Consider the following 17,985-nt stretch of genomic DNA (forward strand, 5'->3'; position numbering starts at 1 on the left):
GGTTCTCCTTGTTCTCAACCGCCCGCTTCGCGGCGGCTTTGCATGCGGAACTCGGTGGGCGAGATCATCATGCGTTTGCGGAAGATCTTCGCGAGACGGTCGCCGTTGCCCATGCCGCTGCGCCGCGCGATCTTGTCGACGGGCAGTTCCGAATCGATGAGCAAGCTGCACGTGATGGCCAGACGGGCCTGCAGCAGATAGTCCGACGGCGTCATGCCGAGCTCGAGCTTGAAACGGCGCAGGAAATTGCGCTCGCTCATCGCGGCGACCTGTGCCGCATCGGCGATCGAGATCGGCCGCTCGCAGTTCTCCTGGAGCCAGCGCGCAGCCGCGCGGATCTTGTCGCCGGCGGTCGCCGCGCCGGCGTCGCCGAGCAGCGGCACGAAGCGCGAGCTCGCGCCCGGCATCATGCGTTCGGCGACGCTGCGCGCAATATCGAGGCCCAGGTCGCGCTTGACCATCGCCAGCGCACCTTTCATCGGTTCGAGCCGGTCGCTCGTGTCGGCGGCCGCGCTCACCTCGCCATTGGTCTGACGCAAGTACGAGCCGAACAGGTAATCGCGGTCGCGATTGGCGATGCCGGCCGCATCGAGCACCTCGCGGCCTTCGTCGATCGCACGCACGGCGGCCGTGTTGGTCTCTACGCGCCGCAGCCAGCCGATGAGCCGCTCGTCGCCGGCGGCGGCGCGCGCGCCCTTGCCGCCCGCAATGAACAACGCGTCGAAGCCGCTGTAGTGGCGGGCGTCGAGCCCGTCGGTCCACACGCGCACCGACGACGAACACGTCACGTTGCCGCCGCGTGCCGACAGGAACGACACGTCATAGATCCACTCGTCGCCGGCGCTCGTGGCGACGAGCTCGTTGGCGACATGAAACACTTCGGCCACGAGCCCGGTGCCGAGCAAGGCACAATCGTCGAACAAGACGATCGCGATGCGGCGCGTGGCGCACTTGATGCTCTGTGCAGGAGCATGCAACCAACCCATGAGCGCAGGTTCGATACTCGCGTAAGGCATGGCTTTTCCCTCAACAATCGTTGCCTGCATCCCGATCCGGTCTCGAACCCAACCCTGCTCGCAGTGCATCATAGACAGCGCCATTCGCCATTGCGGACGGCATGACGCAAAGTACCGACATGTTGGCGGAATACATACCGCTCGATGTCGTCTAAATATGACGCTGCAAATCATCAGAATTGCAACTCGAAGTCGAGACCAATCGGACAAATTCCAATTAATGCTGCAATTTTCACCCATCGTATTAGATGAAAATCCCCGTCTCGAGCCGGCGATGCATACCGGCACGAAGTCGTCGCCGAGCGGCGAACCCCGTTTTGTTGTTTGGCCTGAAGGGTGGTGGAAGAAGACTCGGCCTCGTGCGAGCCGATGATGTCGAATGCGCGCGGGCTACGCCCGGCGATGCCGTGTCAGGAAAGGATGGAGCAGATATCGTGCCGTGCCTGACTACCGCCGGAGCACGCCTGTTCCTGAGCGCGTTGACTCCACGATAAACGGTGCGCGATGAGCGATATGTTATGTAGAGCACATTGGCACACGACCACCCGTCAAAGAACGCCGCCGTTCTCCGGCATATCGTTCCGATTCTCCTCTACATTAAATCGTTAATCATTTATTACCTCGATCCGGATGTTTCACTTTTGATTCAATTTTTATCATTCGCCGAATTTCGCAATATGAACGAAAACACGGGAATTAGCTCGCAAATCAATAAATATGTGAAATCAAACCGCAAGTCTGTAGCGGCAACAATTTCGCGCGCTGGTTATGTGCAACGCACCATGCAAGCCCCGGGCCAGCATGCGGTGAACGGCAGTGCAAGCCGTATCTGGCCGGCACCTCGCCCTCCCTCCGGACACGGGAAGAATTTTCCGTCTATTGCATGACGAATCAAACGCAGCGAAAGTCGGCTGAAACCTTGACCCCACAAGGCTCGCCTCGCGCTGACGCACCTCGCCGGGACGACCCCGACAAATCCGCCACGCCGATTGCGTAAATCGACGGTATTGAGTACTCCCGATTTTTTCCGGTTGCCTGTAGTCTCTTGGCTGCGCGATCAGGTTTCGTCATACGCAAACGTTTGCGCATGCTTACGTGCCTATCCTCGCCCCCGATAGTTCCGAAACGCCTGCGCCTTGGCCCTCCCGGGACGCCGGCTCCTTCGCCTTGGCATGACCGCTTCCTCGCGGACGACGATGCCTTTCCCCTGCGCAAGCAGGAGGACGTGCTCCCGTTGCCGCAGTCGAAGCCTGCGCGCCATTCCCTGTTGACCCGTCGCCCGTGGGCGACAAACGTGCATCGCCGTCGTCGCGATGTGCGGCGCCGCGCCTTGACCTTTTGCTGCGCGCGGGCGCGTTTGCGACAACCAGAACGGAACATGAACGCCTTTTCGCTATTGAACGGCCCCTCGATCGGGGCACTCGCGCGCGGCGCTACCCGCTGCGTCGCGCACACGGCGGCAGGCGCCGCACTCGTCGTCTTGGCAGCCTGCGGAGGAGGGGGTGGTGGTAGCGCAGCCGACCCGACTGCACAGTCGGCGCTGGGAAGCGCCCCGGGCAGCCAGGGCAATGCGGGCAGTCCCGCACCAGTCGTCGCGGCCGGCGCTCAGGGGCTCACTTGCGGCTCGCCCTCGGCCCCTGTCAGCGCGGCTTCCGCGACCGGCGACCTCATCGAAGCCGATACGCCGGGCAGCGACGGCACGCGCACGTTCGGGCTCGGCAGCCCGTTCCAGATCGCGTTCACGACGCGCGCCACGCAACAGGACACGCTCGTGTGGCAGGTGCTCGACAACTGGAACAACGTCCGGGCGAGCGGCCGCTTCACGGTGCAAGGCGGGGCCAGCACAGTCACGTTGAGCTGCTCGTCGACGCTGGCCGGCTACTTCGCCGTGTCGGCCACGCTCGCCAGCGCAAGCGGACAGCTGCAGTCGCGCGGCACGCGTCCGAACGGCATCGCCACCTTCGGCGTGCGGCCCGACGTGTCGGCCGTGCTGCCGGCCGTCTCGTACGCCCACGAGGACCAGCACCGCTTCGGCGGCCAGGGCACCGACTATCTGAAGCCGGGGCAAACGTGCTGCAGCGGCGACGGCTATCGTCCGCTCTATCCCGACCTCGGCCTGTCGTGGGCCAACGACAACCGCAACTGGTACGTCGAGGAACCGAACGGCCCGAACACCTTCGTGCCGGGCACGAACACGCTGGCGCCCTACTTCCAGGCCGGCGACATCATGCGGCTCATTCAGCTCGACGGCATCCCCGGCTGGGCCAGCCCGACCGGCGCTCAGACGCACGCGTATGCGCCGACTTCCGAATCGGCCTTCCAGAATTACGCGAGCCGCGTCGGCACCGACTCGGCGCAAATCCGCGCGGCCTACTTCGCGTCGCAGTCGAACAACTACTATCAGATCACCTGGGAGCCGGATGCCGGTGGCCCGACGCAATGGCTCGACACCGATGCCAACCTCGTCGCGATGTATCAGGCCGCCTATACGGGCCTGCACTCGACCGACCCGAACGCGGTCGTGATGGGCGTCACCGATTCGATGGTGCGCACGAACACGCAATGGCTCACGCGCCTCGCACCGCTCGGCATTGGCCAGTATCTGGACGGTCTGTCGATTCACGGCTACTACGACGCGGGCACTTCGCCGTCGCACCCGCCCGAGCGTCTGGCGACCGACCCCGATCCGGCCACCGCCGCCAACGCCCTGCCCGCCTCGATGCGCGAGCTGCGCGCCGCCATGTCCCAATACCTGAAGCCCGGTGCACGCCTGTTCGTCACCGAGACCGGCATCAGCTACGACAACGGCACCGCCTATGGCCCCAACTATCCGACCCAGAACGTCCTGTTCGCCCATGCCGCCGTCATCGCCCGCACCCATCTGATCCTGCTCGGCGAAGGCGCCGATATGAGCTACCTCTTCTACTCCTCCGACACGCCCGACTCCCCACCCGGATACGGCCTGTTCTTCGACCTGAACGACGCCCAGGGCGCCTACGGCGCCAGCAACATCAGCCCCAAGCCCGCCGCCATGGCCGTCGCCGCCATGACCCGCATCGTCGACGGCACCTCCACCCTCGGCTATCTGAACAACGTGCCCGCCGGCGTCTACGGCTACGCCTTCCAGCGCCTGAACGGCGGCAAGGTCGTCACCGCCCTGTGGACCCACAATAACGCCAACTGGAGCGCCTCCTCCGGCTTCAGCGCCTCCTACAGCGTGCCCTACAGCCTGCAGGTCGATGCCCCTGGCTCCTCCGGCAGCGTCATGCTTCTCGATGCCATGGGCAACGCCTCTTCCGTCCCTTACGCCGACGGACAGGTCGCGCTCACCCTCACCGAGTCGCCCCTTTACGTCGTCTCCACCAACGCCGCCGTCATCAAGGCCAACGTCACCCCACCTCTAGGGTACGTCGCACACTGACGTAGCGAGGCACCGAAAACCATGGAACACGCCAAGACGCCCGCTTTGCTGACCGACGCCGAGTTCCTCGAAGCCGTCCGTCTCACCCCATTGATCTCGATCGATCTGATCGCATCGGACGAGCACGGCCGTGTGCTCGTCGGTGAACGGCGCCACGCCCCCGCGCGCGGCTCCTGGTTCGTGCCGGGCGGACGCATTCGTAAGGACGAATCGCTCGACGCGGCCTTCGCACGCACCGTCGAGGACGAGCTCGGCATCGCACACGCCGTGCGCGGCGATGCGCGTTTCGTCGGCGTATTCGAGCATCACTACGCCGACGAAAACTTCGCGGCGGCACCCGGCATCTCGACGCACTACATCGTGCTGGCCTACGCACTCGCGATTGCCGGCGATACGCCGCTCACGCGCTTTGCTCAGCATCATCGCTACGCCTGGCTGCTGCCCGACGAACTACGCCTGCGCGAGGACGTGCATGCGTTTACGAAAGCCTATTTCGACAGAGCGCAGCAACCCTGAGGCCTGACGAAAGCGCCCCAAATGAGCCGAACGAACTGCCGAGTATCGAAGACATCTGCCAAGATCTCGCGTCTTTGCGACGAATGGCGCGGTACTCATCCCCGAGCCGCATATGATGCGTCGCATCGAGTGCTGCGCGGCGCTCCGCTCGCGCGGCGTCATGGCCGGCGCAGCGTCCGCCCATCGAATGCTTCATGCCTTCGGGCGAATCCGGCATACATGGCTAAACGCATCGCTATCCTGATCTTCGACGCGTTCTCTCTGATCGAGGTAAGTTCAGTTGCGGAAGTGTTTCGGCTTGCCGACGAAATCGAAATCGAACGCTCGGTCGCGCAGCAAGATCCGCTCCAGCCTGCCTCCGACGTGGAACACGCAGGGCCGCGCGAAGCGCACGAGCCGTACTCGCTGATCGTCGTCTCGAGTACGGGGGGCAGCATCGCGAGCAACGGTTCGATGCGCGTATGGTCTGAGCCGCTGCAAGCGTATGCGTCGATGGGCTTCGACGTGCTGTTCATCGCGGGCGGCCCCGGCGCCGCGCGCCTCAAGGACGATGGCGAGTTTTTGCACCGCCTGCACGAGGTGATGCAAAGGACGCGCGTCGTCAAGGCGATCGGCGAAGGCTTCGCGATCCTCGCAACGGCTCACGCGGTCGGCGCGTATGTCGGCGAGCCGGCGGGCTCGCCGCAAGCGCCCAACGTGCCGCTCGTCGTAGGCGCTAGCGCCCGCGCGGCGCCGCTGATCGATCAGCCGCCGGCCCTCGACGATCCGCTCGGCCCGATCGCGGCCGCCCTCTCGATCGTCAAGCGCGAACGCGGCCCCGAGGTCGCGCGCGAAATCTCCGAGCGCTCGATGCCGGGCGCGTGGCGGCGACTCGGCGCCGTGCTCGGCGAACTCGACGAAGGGGGGGCGCGCGAGAAGATCAACGCTGCGGCACGCTGGATCCGCGAGAACTATGGGCAGCCCATCTCGGTCGCGAAGGCCGCGGAAGTCGCTGCCATGAGCGAGCGCAGCTTCCTGCGTCGCTTCAAATCGCAGATGGGACTCACCCCTTCGGAATATCTGTTGCGCGCGCGGCTCGATGCGAGCTGCCTGCTGCTCGTCGCGACCGATCTGCCCGTCGACAAAATCGCGCGCCGCTGCGGCGTGGGCAGCGGCGACGGGCTCGCCAAGATCTTCCGCAAGCGGCTATCAGTTTCGCCGACCGAATACCGGACCACCGAACGACGCCGCGCGCAAAGCCGTCACTGAGCGTTGACCGGGCGCTTGCTGCCGCGCGCGGTCAGCAGCACGGATACGCCGCCGACGAGCTCGCGCAGCCACGCCACGTCGCCAGGCCGATCGGGCTGCGGATGCCACAACTGATAGCACTTGATGCGCGGAAACGGAATCGGTGCCTCGCGCACGGCCAGCGGCATGAAGCTCGCATAGTGTGTCGCGAAGCGACGCGTGGTCGTAAAGATCAGATCCGACTGCAGCAGCACCTGCGGCACGAGCCCGAAATACGGCAACGTCGTGACGACGCGCCGGGCGATACCGGCACGCGCGAGGCCGAGCTCGATCGCATTGCGCTTGGCGCCGCTGTACGGCGTCGGCGCCAGGTGCGCGCAGGCCATGTATTGCTCGCGCGTGAGCGGCTCATGCGCGAGCGGATGATCGGCGCGCATCAGGCAGACGACCGTGTCGAGGAACAGATCACTGCGTGCAAAGCGCGGCTCGGGCTTGGGCCAGTTGCCGAGCACGAGGTCGACCTCGCCCGCATCGAGCGCGGCCGCATGATCGAGCGAGGGATTGAGCGAATCGATCTCGAGCCGCGCATGCGGCGCGGCCGCGCGAAACTGCGCGACCAGCGTGGGCATGAAGAAATCGTTCAGATAGTCGGGCGCGGCGATTCGAAACGTGCGTCGCGCGCCGGCCGGATCGAATTCGCCGTGCGGCGTCGCCACGAAATCGACGTCGCGCAGTGCGCGTTGTGCGGGGCCCAGCAACGAGGCGCCGAACTCGGTCGGCACCATGCCCGACTTGCCGCGTACGAGGATCGGGTCGCCCAGCAGCTCGCGCAGCTTGCGCAGCGCGGTGCTGATGGCCGGTTGCGTCTGGTTCAGTCGCAGCGCCGTCTGCGTGACGCTGCGCTCGGTCAGCAGGGTGCGCAGCACGCGCACGAGCCAGATGTCGAGGCCACCGGTCTTTTCGATCTCGTCGTCGGACGGCAGTGCGGCGCATGGCGGATCGCGCTGCGTCACGATACGAGCCCGCCCGGCAACGCGCTGATGCGCTTGACCTCCGGCGACTCGAGCCAGCCCGGCGAGCGTGCGCAATACAGCACCATCGGCAGCGCATCCTCGCCCCAGAACAGTTGACGGTTCAACCGGAACGTCGGCACGCCGAAGACGCCGAGCGCGATCGCGTCGTCGATATTGCGCTGCAGGCGTGCGTGGGTATCCGGGTGCTCGATCAACCGCTCGCCATGCGGAACGTGGAGCTGCCGGCACAGATCGGCAAAGCCGTCGGGCGTCGACGGATCGCGCCCGTCACGCCAGATGAAGCGAAAGATTGCGCAGACCGTATGCCAGTCCGCCTCGATGGCCGCGGCGAGCAGCAGCGGCTTCGTCGAATCGAACGGATGCGACGGCGGCATCTTGAAGGGAATGCCGAGCTGCTCGGCCCGAAACAAAGCATGCCGGTAGGTGAAGACACGCTTTTGCGGCACTTCGCCTGCTGGGCGCTGGCCCCAATGCTCATGCAGCGCGTAGACGGAGATGGGCATGAACGTGAACGGCATGCCGGGCCAGCTCTCGTGTTGCTCTAGCAGCAGGTAGGAGAACGGCGAGACGAAATCGTAGAACCATAGCGGCGTGGCCGCATCGATCGCTTGAGTCATGGGGCGCTCCGTTGCGTCTCAGGGGGCAGGCGATCGCCTCGCGCAGCGCCCCCATCCAAGTCGAATCTTACGCGTCGGACGGCGCCTCGTGGGCGTGGTGATATCCGTGCATGAGGCGTTCGCGCACAAAGCCTATGTGCTCGCGCAGCACATAAAACTGATCGGCGTAGGCGAGTGGCATCTTCATGCGATTGACGGACGTTTCGATCTCATCGAGCCGCTCGACGAGCGCGGCCCGCTCCGCCTCCGACGTTTCGTTGAACGCGCCGCGCTCGATCGCGATCAACGCGCCGTACCAGCGGTAGATGCGCGACTTCACACGCCACGCGTACACCGACGGCACGAGCCGCAGGCTCGGGATCAGCACCACGAGGATCGGCACGACGATGACGAGCAGGCGATCGGCCAGGCTCGCGACCCAGAACGGCAACACGCGGTACAGGAAGGTCTTGCCCGACTTGTAATAACGCGCCGCATCGTCGCTGATCGGAAAGTCGTGGACGATCGGTGCCGGGAACTGGCCCGCCGCCTGTAACCAGGTGGCGCCGCCATGCACCTCGCGTGCGGCTTCGATGAGCAGATCGGACAGCGCCGGATGCAGCGAATCGCGCGCGATGAGGTCGGCCGTCGGCGCCACCGTGCGCGCGTTCTCGGGCGGCAGATTCTTGCCGAGATCGATCATGCCCTCCGGGTATGAGATCTCGTTCAAATAGCGAAAGCGCCGCACGTAGGCATCGGCCTGCGTGAACGAGAACAACTCGACCTTCGGCGAATGCGCGAGCTTCGCCATGACGGGCGGCTTGGCCGAATCGCCGGACAGGAACGTCGCGTCGATGCGATGCTCGACGAGCGCCTTGGCCGCGTCCTCGCCCATCAAGGGCAGCAGCTGCGTCGTGCCGCCGGGCTCGATGCCGTTGGCCTTGAGCAGCGCCAACGCCAGCGCGCGCGTGCCGCTGCCCTCGGGGCCGATCGCCAGCCGGCCGCCGGCGAACTGCGACAGGCGCTCGCGCCGCGGGCCCACGTAGAACACGGCGAGCGGCATGTACGAAACGCTGCCGAGCGAGACCAGATGCTTGGCCTCCTTGGCCGGCAATGCATCTTGCGCGATCTCCCGCATGCCGCTCTGCACGAAGGCGATGTCGACGTGCGAAGCCGGATCGGCGAGCCGCTGAAGGTTCTCGAGCGAGCCCTGCGAAGGCAGCACGATGAGCTTGATGCCATCGCGTGCGAGGATCGGCTTGTAGCGCTGCGCGGCGTTCCAGAACGAGCTGTCGGGCGGGCCCGCCGAAATCGTGAGCGTGTTGGGCGGCGCGGGCTGGATCAGACGCACCGCGAGCCAGAGCGCCGCGGCCAGAAACAGCAGAATCGGGCCGAACGAGAGCGCGAGGTCGCGCCACGAAATCGCAACGAAGCGAGCGACGAGCCGCGGGGGGCCGCGGCGGTCCTTGAGCGGATTCATCGGCACATGAGCCGGTCATGCCGGCATCGCGAGTGGGGAGTCGCTGGCGATGGTACACGAATCGCGCGACAGCGAGCGCTAGTTCGGCAGCCAGGGCCTGTTCAGACTAATAACTAATAACAGGTCCTGGCGGCGGCGCCCCCTGCCCTGACGCACGTGCGCACTTGCATCAACTGCGCGCAGACGGCTACGGCGATCGATGCCGGCGCCTTGTCGACGATGCCCGGCACGCCGATCGGGCAGACCATCTGCGTCAACCGCGCGGCCTCGATGCCGCGCTCGACGAGACGACGCTCGAACTTCACGCGCTTGGTCTTCGAGCCGATCATGCCGAAGTACGTGAAGTCGCGCCGCCGCATGATCCGCAGCGCGAGCGAAAAATCGAGCGCGTGGTTGTGCGTCATCACCAGAAAATACGCGCCGGCCGGGGCAGTATCGACGATCGCATCGAGCGTGTCGGTCGCCTCGATCTGCACGTTCGCGGGCACCTCGTCGGGAAAGCACTCGTCGCGCTCGTCGACCCATTGAACGACGCACGGCATCTGTCCGAGCAATGCGATCAGCGCATGCCCGACGTGGCCCGCGCCGAAGAGCACGACGTGCAGCGGCGCGTCCTCGGGCACATGCGCTTGCGCTTGCGAGCGCGGCGAGCGTCCCGTGCTGGCGCGATCGGCGAGCACGCTCATGACGGCTGCCCTGCCATACGCGCCGTGCGCACCGCATGGACGGCCTTCAGGATCTCCTCGGCGGTCGCGGGCGCATTGAGCTGGGGATTGACTTCATACTCGCCCACGCTGGCCACCGCATCGCGAATCGCGAAGAACACCGAGAACGGCAACAGCAGCGGCGGCTCGCCGACGGCCTTCGAGCGGTGAATGCTGTCCTCGGCGTTGCGGTTCTCGAACAGCCGCACGCGCAGATCGGGCGGGCAATCGTTGACGGTCGGAATCTTGTACGTCGACGGCGCATGCGTCATCAGCTTGCCATCGCCCTTCCACCACAGTTCCTCGGTCGTGAGCCACCCCATACCCTGGATGAAACCGCCTTCGACCTGACCGATGTCGAGCGCGGGATTCAGCGATGCCCCCACGTCGTGCAGCACGTCGGCGCGCAGCACGCGCATCTCGCCCGTGAGCGTATCGACGACGACTTCCGACACCGCCGCGCCGTACGAGTAGTAGTAGAACGGCCGCCCCTGCAGCTTGGCCTGATCCCAATGCAGCTTCGGCGTCGCGTAGAACCCGTCTGACCACAGCTGCACGCGCGCCAGATACGCCTTCGCGACGACTTCGGCGAACGGGAGATGGACGTCGCCGATCGACACGCCGTCGTCGGCAAACACCACGTCGGGTGCGCGCGACTCGTCCATCGCGAAGCGCGTCGCCACGAAACGCGCGAGCCGGTCGCGCAGTTGCCGCGCCGCATCCTGTGCGGCCTTGCCGTTCAGGTCCGAACCCGTCGACGCCGCGGTCGCCGACGTATTGGCGACCTTGCTCGTGTCGGTCGCCGTCACGCGCACGCGCTCGAAGCGGATACCGAGCTCATGCGCGACCACCTGCGCGACCTTCGTATTGAGCCCCTGACCCATTTCGGTGCCGCCATGGTTCACGAGTACCGAGCCGTCCGTGTAGATGTGCACGAGCGCGCCGGCCTGATTGAAGTGCGTCACGTTGAACGCAATGCCGAACTTCACGGGCGTCAGCGCAATGCCCTTCTTCAACACCGCGTTGCGCGCGTTGAACTCGCGCACGGCCGCGCGACGGCGGCGGTAGTCGCTCGTTTGCTCGAGCTCGTCGATGAGCTCGTGAATGACGTTGTCCTCGATGGGCTGGCCATACGGCGTCACGTTGCGCTCGCGCTTGCCGTACAGATTGCGGCGGCGCACGTCGAGCGGATCGAGCTTGAGCGCGCGCGCGACGTTGTCGACGATGTACTCGATCGCGAACGCGCCCTGCGGCCCGCCGAAGCCGCGAAACGCGGTATTCGACTGCGTGTTGGTCTTGCCGCAATAGCCTTCGATCGAGACGTCGGGCAACCAGTAGGCGTTGTCGAAGTGGCAGACGGCGCGCGTCATGACCGGGCCGGACAGATCGGCCGAGAAGCCGCAGCGCGAAGTCATGTCGACCGACACGCCTTCGATCGTGCCATCGTCGGCATAGCCGACCTCGTACGCGTAGTGGAAGTCGTGCCGCTTGCCCGTGATCATCATGTCGTCGTCGCGGTCGGGGCGCAGCTTCACGGGGCACAGCAGCTTCCACGCGGCCAGCGCCGCGCAGCACGCGAACAGGGCCGATTGCGATTCCTTGCCGCCGAAGCCGCCGCCCATGCGCCGGCATTCGACGACGACGTTGTGCGACGCCAAGCCGAGCACGTGCGCGACGTGATGCTGCATCTCGGTCGGGTGCTGTGTTGAACACCACACGTGCATGCCGTCGTCGTCCTTCGGCACCGCGTAGGCGATCTGCCCCTCGAGATAGAACTGCTCCTGCCCACCCAGCGTGAGCTCGCCCGCAGCACGATGCGGCGCGTGCGCGATGGCGCCCGACGCGTCGCCGCGCGCGAGCTTCATCGGCGGCAGCACGAACTGCTGCGCCGCACGGGCTGCCTGCGCGGTCAGCACGGCAGGCAATTCCTCGTAATCGATCTGCGCGCGCCGCGCAGCAAGACGCGCCGTGTCGTGCGACGTCGCCACGACGAGAAAGATCGGCTGGCCGACGAACTGCACGAGGCCGTCCGCGAGGATCGGGTCGTCGTGAATGATCGGACCACACTCGTTGACGCCGGGCACGTCCTCGGCCGTGAATACGGCCACGACACCGGGCGTCGCGCGCACGGCATCGAGATTCATCGAAACGATCTTCGCGTGCGCTTTCGACGACAACCCGAGCGCGGCATGCAGCGTGCCGGCTACCAGCGGAATGTCGTCGGTGTAGGTGGCCCGCCCGCTCACGTGCAGATGGGCGGATTCGTGCGGGCGCGAAACGTGCACTTGCTTGAAGCTGCTGCGCTCGCGCGCTTCGGTCAGAAACGGTTCGGCTTGCTGATTCATGTCGCGTACGGAGTTCGGTTTGACGGTTCTGGTGACTGGCGTGGCAAGGCCGGTTTCGGCTTCGTCCTCGGCTTCAGGCGGGCGTATCGAGCGCGACCGAGCGAACGTTGACGGCTTCCGGCGGCAGCGGGTCGGCTGTGCGCGTTTCGAGCCAGAAGCGGTACAGCAGGTTTTGCGCGGTTTGCAGCCGGTACTCGCTCGTCGCGCGCATGTCGGACAGCGGCGCGTAGTCTTTCGCGAGCGCGAGCATGGCCGCCTGCGCCGTCGCTTCGTGCCAGTGCGCATCAAGCAGCACGCCCTCCACATGCGTCGCGCGCTTGGGCGTGGCGGCCATGCCGCCGAATGCAATGCGCGGCGCGCGGATCACCTCGCCGTCCGCCTCGAACGCAAACGCCGCGCACACGGCCGAGATGTCCGAGTCGAAGCGCTTCGCCAGCTTGTAGGTGCGAAACCGCAGATTGGCGCGCGCACCCGTGCGCGTGGGCACCTTCACGGCCGCGACGAACTCGTGCTCGGCCATGTCTTTCTTCTGATAAGCGAGGTACAGGTCCTCCAGCGGCAACTCGCGTTCGGTCTGTCCGCCGCGCAGCACGACGCGCGCACCGAGCGCGATGAGGCCCGGCATCGAATCGCCGATCGGCGAACCGTTCGCGATGTTGCCGCCGAGCGTGCCGGCGTTGCGGATCGGCAGCGACGCGAAGCGCTTCCACATCTCCGTCAACTCGGGATAGTGCCGCGCCAGCTCCGCATAGGCGTGCTCGACGGTCACCCCCGCACCGATCTCGAGCCAACCGTCCGTCACGTCGATGCGCTGCAGCTGCGCGACCTGCCCCACGTAGACGATGTCGCCGAGCGCGCGCATCTGCTTCGTGACCCACAGCCCGACGTCGGTGCTGCCGGCGAGCAGTCGCGCGGCCGGGCGCGCCTCCTTGAGCGCCGCCAGCGCATCGAGCGTGCGCGGCGCATCGAACGACTGGCCCGCATGCTCGTAATGGAACGTCTCGTCGCGCGCGATCGAGGCGAGCGCGCGTGAGAGCGCCTCGACGTCGACGGCTGCTTGCGGACGCGGCAGCTCGAACATGCGCTGCGCCGCGTCGAGAATCGGCCGATAGCCGGTGCAGCGGCACAGATTGCCTGTCAGCGCATCAGCGATGGCTTCGCGCGTCGGAACGGGCGGCTCGTTCAGTGAGTGCTCGGGGCCACCGGTGCAACTGCCGCCTCGCGCGTCGCCACCCTCATAGCCGTGCTTGCGGTACAGCGCCCACATCGACATCACGAAACCCGGCGTGCAGAAGCCGCACTGCGAGCCGTGGCACTCGACCATCGCCTCCTGCACCGGATGCAGCGAACCGTCGCTTTGACGCAGGTCCTCGACCGTGACCAGCGCCTTGCCGTCGAGCGTCGGCAGAAACTGGATGCAGGCGTTTACCGCCTTGAAGTTCACCCGGCCCGCCTCGTCGCGCTCGCCTACCACGACCGTGCAGGCCCCGCAATCGCCTTCGGCGCAGCCTTCCTTGGTGCCGGTGCAATGCGCGTCTTCGCGCAGATACTGAAGGACCGTGCGGGTCACAGGCACATTGCTGACTTCGCGAATCGCCTGGCGGTGATAGAAACGGATCGGCTGGCTCATTGTCTCGAATCGAATAGTGGTTCTCGGGGGCGGCACCCGGCAGCGGGGGGCGCACCGTGCAAGCCGGGCGCGCAGCGAGTGTGCAGATCCGGCAGCGATGTCTCAAAATTAACATCGCCAAATTGGGCAACCCATAGGCACAGCCACATGGGCAGCATATCCGTGCGCCGATATCCCCCTGGCCAGCGGACGGCCAATCTGCTTTGCCGCGACGCACAAAAACCGGTTCCATGTGACAATGACGACTTTGCGCGCCCATGCGAGCCTGCGCTCGCCCTAGCGTCGGCGCGCTCACATCACCTTGGGGCACAAGGGGCTGTTGCAGCCTTTGTGTCCCGACGCCGCACCGTTTTCCACCGCTCGCCCGTTTCGCGATTCATGTCTGCCGTTTCCACCGCCGTTACCGCTCCCTCCGACCGCGCCGTGACCGCGCGCATCGTCGCCGTCGTCTTCTTCACGTTCATCTGCTATCTCGTCATCGGCATTCCGTTGCCTGTGCTGCCTGGCTTCGTGCACGGCGCACTGCGCTTCGGCTCCGTGCTCGCCGGCGCCGCGATCAGCGTGCAATACGTCGCCACGCTGGCCTCGCGCCCGCATGCCGGGCGCTGCGCCGACACGCTGGGGCCCAAGCGCACCGTGATGATCGGCCTTTGCGCGTGCGGCGCCAGCGGCGCGCTGCTGCTGGCCGCCACGGCATGTGCAGCGTGGCCCTTGCCGAGCCTGGCGCTGCTCGTGCTGGCACGGCTCACGCTTGGTTTCGGCGAGAGCTTCGTCGGCACCGGCGCCATCCTGTGGGGCATCGGACGTGTCGGCCCCGCGTACAACGCGCGCGTCATCTCGTGGAACGGCATCGCAACTTATAGCGCGCTCGCGGTCGGCGCACCGGCCGGAGCCGCGCTGACCCACGCGTTCGGCGTCTGGGCGCTCGGCCTCGTCACGCTGGCGCTGGCCGCGCTCGGCTACCTGCTCGCGTCCCGTATCGCGTCCGTGCCGCTCGTGCATGGCGAGCGCATGGGCTATGCGAGCGTGTTCCTGCGCGTGTTGCCGCACGGTGTTGGGCTCGCACTCGGCGCAGCCGGCTTCGGTTCGATCGCCACGTTCATTGCGCTCTACTACACGGCGCGCGGCTGGTCGAACGCCGCACTCGCGCTGACGCTGTTCGGCGCGCTGTTCGTCGGCGCACGGCTGTTGTTCGCCAATGCGATCAACACCTATGGCGGGTTTCGCGTGGCCGTCGTGTCGCTGTCGTTCGAATGCGCGGGCCTGCTGTTGCTGTGGCTGGCGCAGTCGCCGCACGCGGCGCTCGCGGGTGCAGCCCTGACCGGCTGCGGCTTCGCGCTGGTGTTTCCGTCGCTCGGGGTCGAAGCCGTCGAACTCGTGCCGCCGGCGAGCCGTGGTGCGGCGCTGTCGGCGTACTCGGTGTTCTTCGACCTGTCGCTCGGCGTGATGGGGCCCCTTGCGGGCTATGTAGCGGGCGCATTCGGCTATGCGTCGGTGTTTTTTGTGGCGGCGCTGGCCGCCGCTGCGGCCGCGGCACTGTCGGCCACGCTGTATCTGCGGCACGCGCGCGTGGCTCGGGCTGCCACCCAGCGCTGACTGCGTGCATTCCTGAGTCTTGCTTGGCTGTGCGCCGCCGGCCGGCCGCATCGTGCTGTCTTTCAATATTTAGATATGACGCATGGATGCGGCCGATGCCATTTGAATTTTTGATAATCAAAAAACCCAATTAGCTTATCGGTAAATTTTATATACAACCCACAATAACCTACCAATACTAATAGGATCAAGGGCGACAGAACTTTCCACCCGGTCGATTTAGCGAGTTAATCTCGATCGACTCCTTGATTTTCCGCACCATTGGCTCTTACGATAGTCGCCTTTCCCGCCCTATAAAAAAGGAAGAGGCATATATGTCGTCATGGCAACCTGATCCGACGTTTTATCCCTCTGCGCGCCTGGCCGCCGACGCGCCGAAGGAAACGCTTGCTTATGTCGCGACGTTCGATCCGACGCGGCAAATGCCCGACGAGCTGGCTGTAGTGGACGTCAATCCCGGTTCGCCCGACTACGGCACCATCCTCAATCGCATTCCCATGCCCAATAAGGGCGACGAATTGCATCATTTCGGCTGGAATGCGTGCAGCTCACACCTGTGCCCCAACGCGCCGCACCCGCATTCGGAACGCCGTTATCTCGTCGTGCCCGGTTTGCGCTCCTCGCGCATTCACATTCTCGATACGAAACCCGACCCGCGCCGTCCCAGCATCGTGCGCGTGCTCGAACCGGATGAAGTGGCGAAAAAATCGGGCTATACGCGTCCGCACACCATCCATTGCGGCCCGCAAGGCATCTACGTCGTTTCGCTCGCGAATGCCCAGGGCGAAGCGCCGGGCGGCATCTTCCTGATGGACCACGACACGTTCGATATCCGCGGCCGATGGGAAATCGATCGCGGCCCGCAGGAGCTCGCCTACGATGCCTGGTGGCATCTGGGCTACGACACGCTCGTCTCGAGCGAATGGGGCCTGCCCGCGACGTTCGAAAATGGCCTGGTGCCCGAAGTGCTGCTCGGCGGCAAATACGGCCACCGCCTGCATTTCTGGGACCTCAATACGCGCAAGCACAAGCAGACGATCGACTTCGGTGAAGAGAATCAGCTCGTCTTCGAACTGCGCCCCGCGCACGACCCGACCAAGGCGCACGGCTTCGTCAACTCGGTCATCAGCCTCAAGGACCTATCGGCCTCGATCTGGACCTGGTATCGCGACGGCGACAAGTGGGCCGCGCGCAAGGTCATCGAGATCCCCGCCGAGCCGGCCGATCCCGCGCTGCTGCCGCCATTCCTCAAGGGCTTCGGCGCCGTGCCGCCGCTCGTGACCGACATCGCGCTATCGCTCGACGACCGCTTCCTTTACGTCGCCTGCTGGGGCACCGGCGAAATGCGCCGCTACGACGTGTCCGATCCGCATCGGCCCGAGCTCGTCGGTTCGGTGCGCGTCGGCGGCATCGCTTCGCGCGCCAGCCATCCGGCGGCCGGCGGCGCGCCGCTGAACGGCGGTCCGCAGATGGTCGAGGTGAGCCGCGACGGCAGCCGCGTCTACTTCACGAACTCGCTGTACGGCGCGATCGACGACCAGTTCTATCCGGACGGCATCAACGGCTGGATGGTCAAGCTCGATGCGGGCGCGTCGAGCGGCCTCGCGTTCGATCCCGAGTTTTATCTCGAGTGGCCGAAGACGCATCGTCCGCACCAGATCCGTCTGGAAGGCGGCGACGCGTCGTCCGACTCCTACTGCTACCCGTGACCGGCACGCCGCGCGCCTCATGAGCCTGTCCCTCACCACGAACGCCGCCACGAGCTGGGCCGCCATCTTCGGCAGCGGCGTATTTCACGGCATCAATCCGGCGATGGGCTGGCTCTTCGCAACCGCGCTCGGCTTGCAGCGCGGCAACCGCCTCGCGCTGTTCATGGCGTTGCCGCCGCTTGCGCTCGGCCACGCGGCGTCGGTGTTCGTCGTCACGTCGTCGGCGCTCGCGTTCGGTATCGTCGCCAAGGCCGGCGATCTGCGGCTCGTGATGGGCGCCCTGCTGATCGGCTGGGCGCTCTATCACCATCTGTACGGCCATCGGCACCGCGTGCAGGTCGGCATGACGGCGGGCTTTCTCGGTCTCGCGCTCTGGTCGGCGGCCACGGCCACGCTGCATGGCGCGGGCCTCATGCTGATTCCCGCGCTGATGCCGCTGTGCAGTCCCGGCGCGCCCACGCTCACCGGCTCGATGATCCCTGCCGTGCAGGCGACGCTCGTGCACACCGTCGTCGCCTCGCTGACCAGCACGGCGATCGCGGTGGCGGCCTACGAGTATCTGGGCCTCGGCATCCTGCGCCGAGGCTGGATCAACTTCGACTGGCTTTGGTCGGGCGCGCTCGTCCTGACTGGCGTCGTGTTGCTGGTGCTCGGGTGACCCTCGGGTGACCCTCGGGTGATCCTCGGGTGATCCTCGGGTGATCCTCGGGT

Annotated in this window: 14 protein-coding genes; 7 read left to right on the forward strand and 7 right to left on the reverse strand. The window is 65.9% G+C overall.

What is annotated here, in order from left to right; all coding sequences use genetic code 11:
- Positions 1-14 precede the first annotated feature (14 nt).
- The gene (locus tag D7S89_RS07555; protein ID WP_121277350.1) at positions 15-1,016 is read right to left on the reverse strand and encodes a GlxA family transcriptional regulator; all 1,002 of its coding nucleotides are present in this window, start codon (positions 1,014-1,016) and stop codon (positions 15-17) included.
- Positions 1,017-1,546: 530 nt separating this feature from the next.
- Here D7S89_RS07555 and D7S89_RS27135 point away from each other — a divergent pair.
- The 4 genes from D7S89_RS27135 to D7S89_RS07570 all read left to right on the forward strand — a co-directional run bounded on the left by D7S89_RS27135 (position 1,547) and on the right by D7S89_RS07570 (position 6,201).
- A complete protein-coding gene (locus tag D7S89_RS27135; protein ID WP_147426610.1) occupies positions 1,547-1,903 on the forward strand; it encodes a hypothetical protein in 357 nt (118 codons plus the stop codon).
- A 491-nt stretch (positions 1,904-2,394) separates the two neighbouring features.
- Positions 2,395-4,437 carry a hypothetical protein gene (locus tag D7S89_RS07560; protein ID WP_245982750.1) on the forward strand — a complete coding sequence of 681 codons (2,043 nt, stop codon included), beginning with the start codon at positions 2,395-2,397 and terminating at the stop codon, positions 4,435-4,437.
- A gap of 45 nt (positions 4,438-4,482) precedes the next feature.
- On the forward strand, positions 4,483-4,953 hold the full coding sequence (locus D7S89_RS07565; protein ID WP_121277352.1) for a GDP-mannose mannosyl hydrolase: 471 nt from the start codon (positions 4,483-4,485) through the stop codon (positions 4,951-4,953).
- Between the two features lie 219 nt (positions 4,954-5,172).
- A complete protein-coding gene (locus tag D7S89_RS07570; RefSeq protein ID WP_183085119.1) occupies positions 5,173-6,201 on the forward strand; it encodes a GlxA family transcriptional regulator in 1,029 nt (342 codons plus the stop codon).
- On the opposite strand, the gene D7S89_RS07575 is transcribed toward D7S89_RS07570, so the two are convergent.
- From D7S89_RS07575 to xdhA, 6 genes are all read right to left on the reverse strand, one after another.
- Positions 6,195-7,145, reverse strand: coding sequence for a LysR family transcriptional regulator (locus D7S89_RS07575; protein ID WP_183085139.1), 951 nt, complete (start codon positions 7,143-7,145; stop codon positions 6,195-6,197). The two genes, D7S89_RS07570 and D7S89_RS07575, sit on opposite strands and share 7 nt — an antisense overlap.
- A 44-nt stretch (positions 7,146-7,189) precedes the next feature.
- Positions 7,190-7,831, reverse strand: a complete 642-nt coding sequence (locus D7S89_RS07580; RefSeq protein ID WP_121277002.1) for a 2-hydroxychromene-2-carboxylate isomerase — start codon at positions 7,829-7,831, stop codon at positions 7,190-7,192.
- A 67-nt stretch (positions 7,832-7,898) separates the two neighbouring features.
- Positions 7,899-9,290, reverse strand: a complete 1,392-nt coding sequence (locus D7S89_RS07585; RefSeq protein WP_121277003.1) for a TAXI family TRAP transporter solute-binding subunit — start codon at positions 9,288-9,290, stop codon at positions 7,899-7,901.
- 113 nt (positions 9,291-9,403) lie between these two features.
- Positions 9,404-9,976 carry a xanthine dehydrogenase accessory protein XdhC gene (gene xdhC, locus D7S89_RS07590; protein WP_121277004.1) on the reverse strand — a complete coding sequence of 191 codons (573 nt, stop codon included), beginning with the start codon at positions 9,974-9,976 and terminating at the stop codon, positions 9,404-9,406.
- Positions 9,973-12,339 (reverse strand): xanthine dehydrogenase molybdopterin binding subunit, encoded by a 2,367-nt coding sequence (gene xdhB, locus D7S89_RS07595; RefSeq protein WP_121277005.1) that lies wholly within the window; start codon positions 12,337-12,339, stop codon positions 9,973-9,975. Before xdhB ends, xdhC begins: the two co-directional genes overlap by 4 nt.
- A gap of 73 nt (positions 12,340-12,412) precedes the next feature.
- Positions 12,413-13,969, reverse strand: coding sequence for a xanthine dehydrogenase small subunit (gene xdhA / locus D7S89_RS07600; RefSeq protein ID WP_121277006.1), 1,557 nt, complete (start codon positions 13,967-13,969; stop codon positions 12,413-12,415).
- Positions 13,970-14,347: 378 nt separating this feature from the next.
- Here xdhA and D7S89_RS07605 point away from each other — a divergent pair, with 378 nt between their 5' ends.
- The 3 genes from D7S89_RS07605 to D7S89_RS07615 all read left to right on the forward strand — a co-directional run bounded on the left by D7S89_RS07605 (position 14,348) and on the right by D7S89_RS07615 (position 17,932).
- Positions 14,348-15,565: an MFS transporter gene (locus tag D7S89_RS07605; protein WP_121277007.1), complete on the forward strand. Its 1,218-nt coding sequence runs from the start codon at positions 14,348-14,350 to the stop codon at positions 15,563-15,565.
- Positions 15,566-15,879: 314 nt separating this feature from the next.
- On the forward strand, positions 15,880-17,274 hold the full coding sequence (locus D7S89_RS07610) for a selenium-binding family protein (protein WP_121277008.1): 1,395 nt from the start codon (positions 15,880-15,882) through the stop codon (positions 17,272-17,274).
- Positions 17,275-17,293: 19 nt separating this feature from the next.
- The gene (locus D7S89_RS07615) at positions 17,294-17,932 is read left to right on the forward strand and encodes a hypothetical protein (RefSeq protein WP_121277009.1); all 639 of its coding nucleotides are present in this window, start codon (positions 17,294-17,296) and stop codon (positions 17,930-17,932) included.
- Positions 17,933-17,985 lie beyond the last annotated feature (53 nt).

Origin of the sequence: Trinickia fusca, from assembly GCF_003628145.1 — a bacterium.
In the GTDB taxonomy this organism is placed as follows: Bacteria; Pseudomonadota; Gammaproteobacteria; order Burkholderiales; family Burkholderiaceae; genus Trinickia; species Trinickia fusca.

Excerpts from the sequence above, each read along its gene's own strand:
- xdhC (WP_121277004.1), bottom strand. The coding sequence starts at position 9,976 with ATGAGCGTGCTCGCCGATCGCGCCAGCACGGGACGCTCGCCGCGCTCG.
- D7S89_RS07580 (WP_121277002.1), bottom strand. The coding sequence starts at position 7,831 with ATGACTCAAGCGATCGATGCGGCCACGCCGCTATGGTTCTACGATTTC.
- xdhB (WP_121277005.1), bottom strand. The coding sequence starts at position 12,339 with ATGAATCAGCAAGCCGAACCGTTTCTGACCGAAGCGCGCGAGCGCAGC.
- D7S89_RS07555 (WP_121277350.1), bottom strand. The coding sequence starts at position 1,016 with ATGCCTTACGCGAGTATCGAACCTGCGCTCATGGGTTGGTTGCATGCT.
- D7S89_RS07610 (WP_121277008.1), top strand. The coding sequence starts at position 15,880 with ATGTCGTCATGGCAACCTGATCCGACGTTTTATCCCTCTGCGCGCCTG.
- D7S89_RS07585 (WP_121277003.1), bottom strand. The coding sequence starts at position 9,290 with ATGAATCCGCTCAAGGACCGCCGCGGCCCCCCGCGGCTCGTCGCTCGC.
- D7S89_RS07570 (WP_183085119.1), top strand. The coding sequence starts at position 5,173 with ATGGCTAAACGCATCGCTATCCTGATCTTCGACGCGTTCTCTCTGATC.
- D7S89_RS07560 (WP_245982750.1), top strand. The coding sequence starts at position 2,395 with ATGAACGCCTTTTCGCTATTGAACGGCCCCTCGATCGGGGCACTCGCG.
- D7S89_RS07615 (WP_121277009.1), top strand. The coding sequence starts at position 17,294 with ATGAGCCTGTCCCTCACCACGAACGCCGCCACGAGCTGGGCCGCCATC.
- D7S89_RS07605 (WP_121277007.1), top strand. The coding sequence starts at position 14,348 with ATGTCTGCCGTTTCCACCGCCGTTACCGCTCCCTCCGACCGCGCCGTG.
- xdhA (WP_121277006.1), bottom strand. The coding sequence starts at position 13,969 with ATGAGCCAGCCGATCCGTTTCTATCACCGCCAGGCGATTCGCGAAGTC.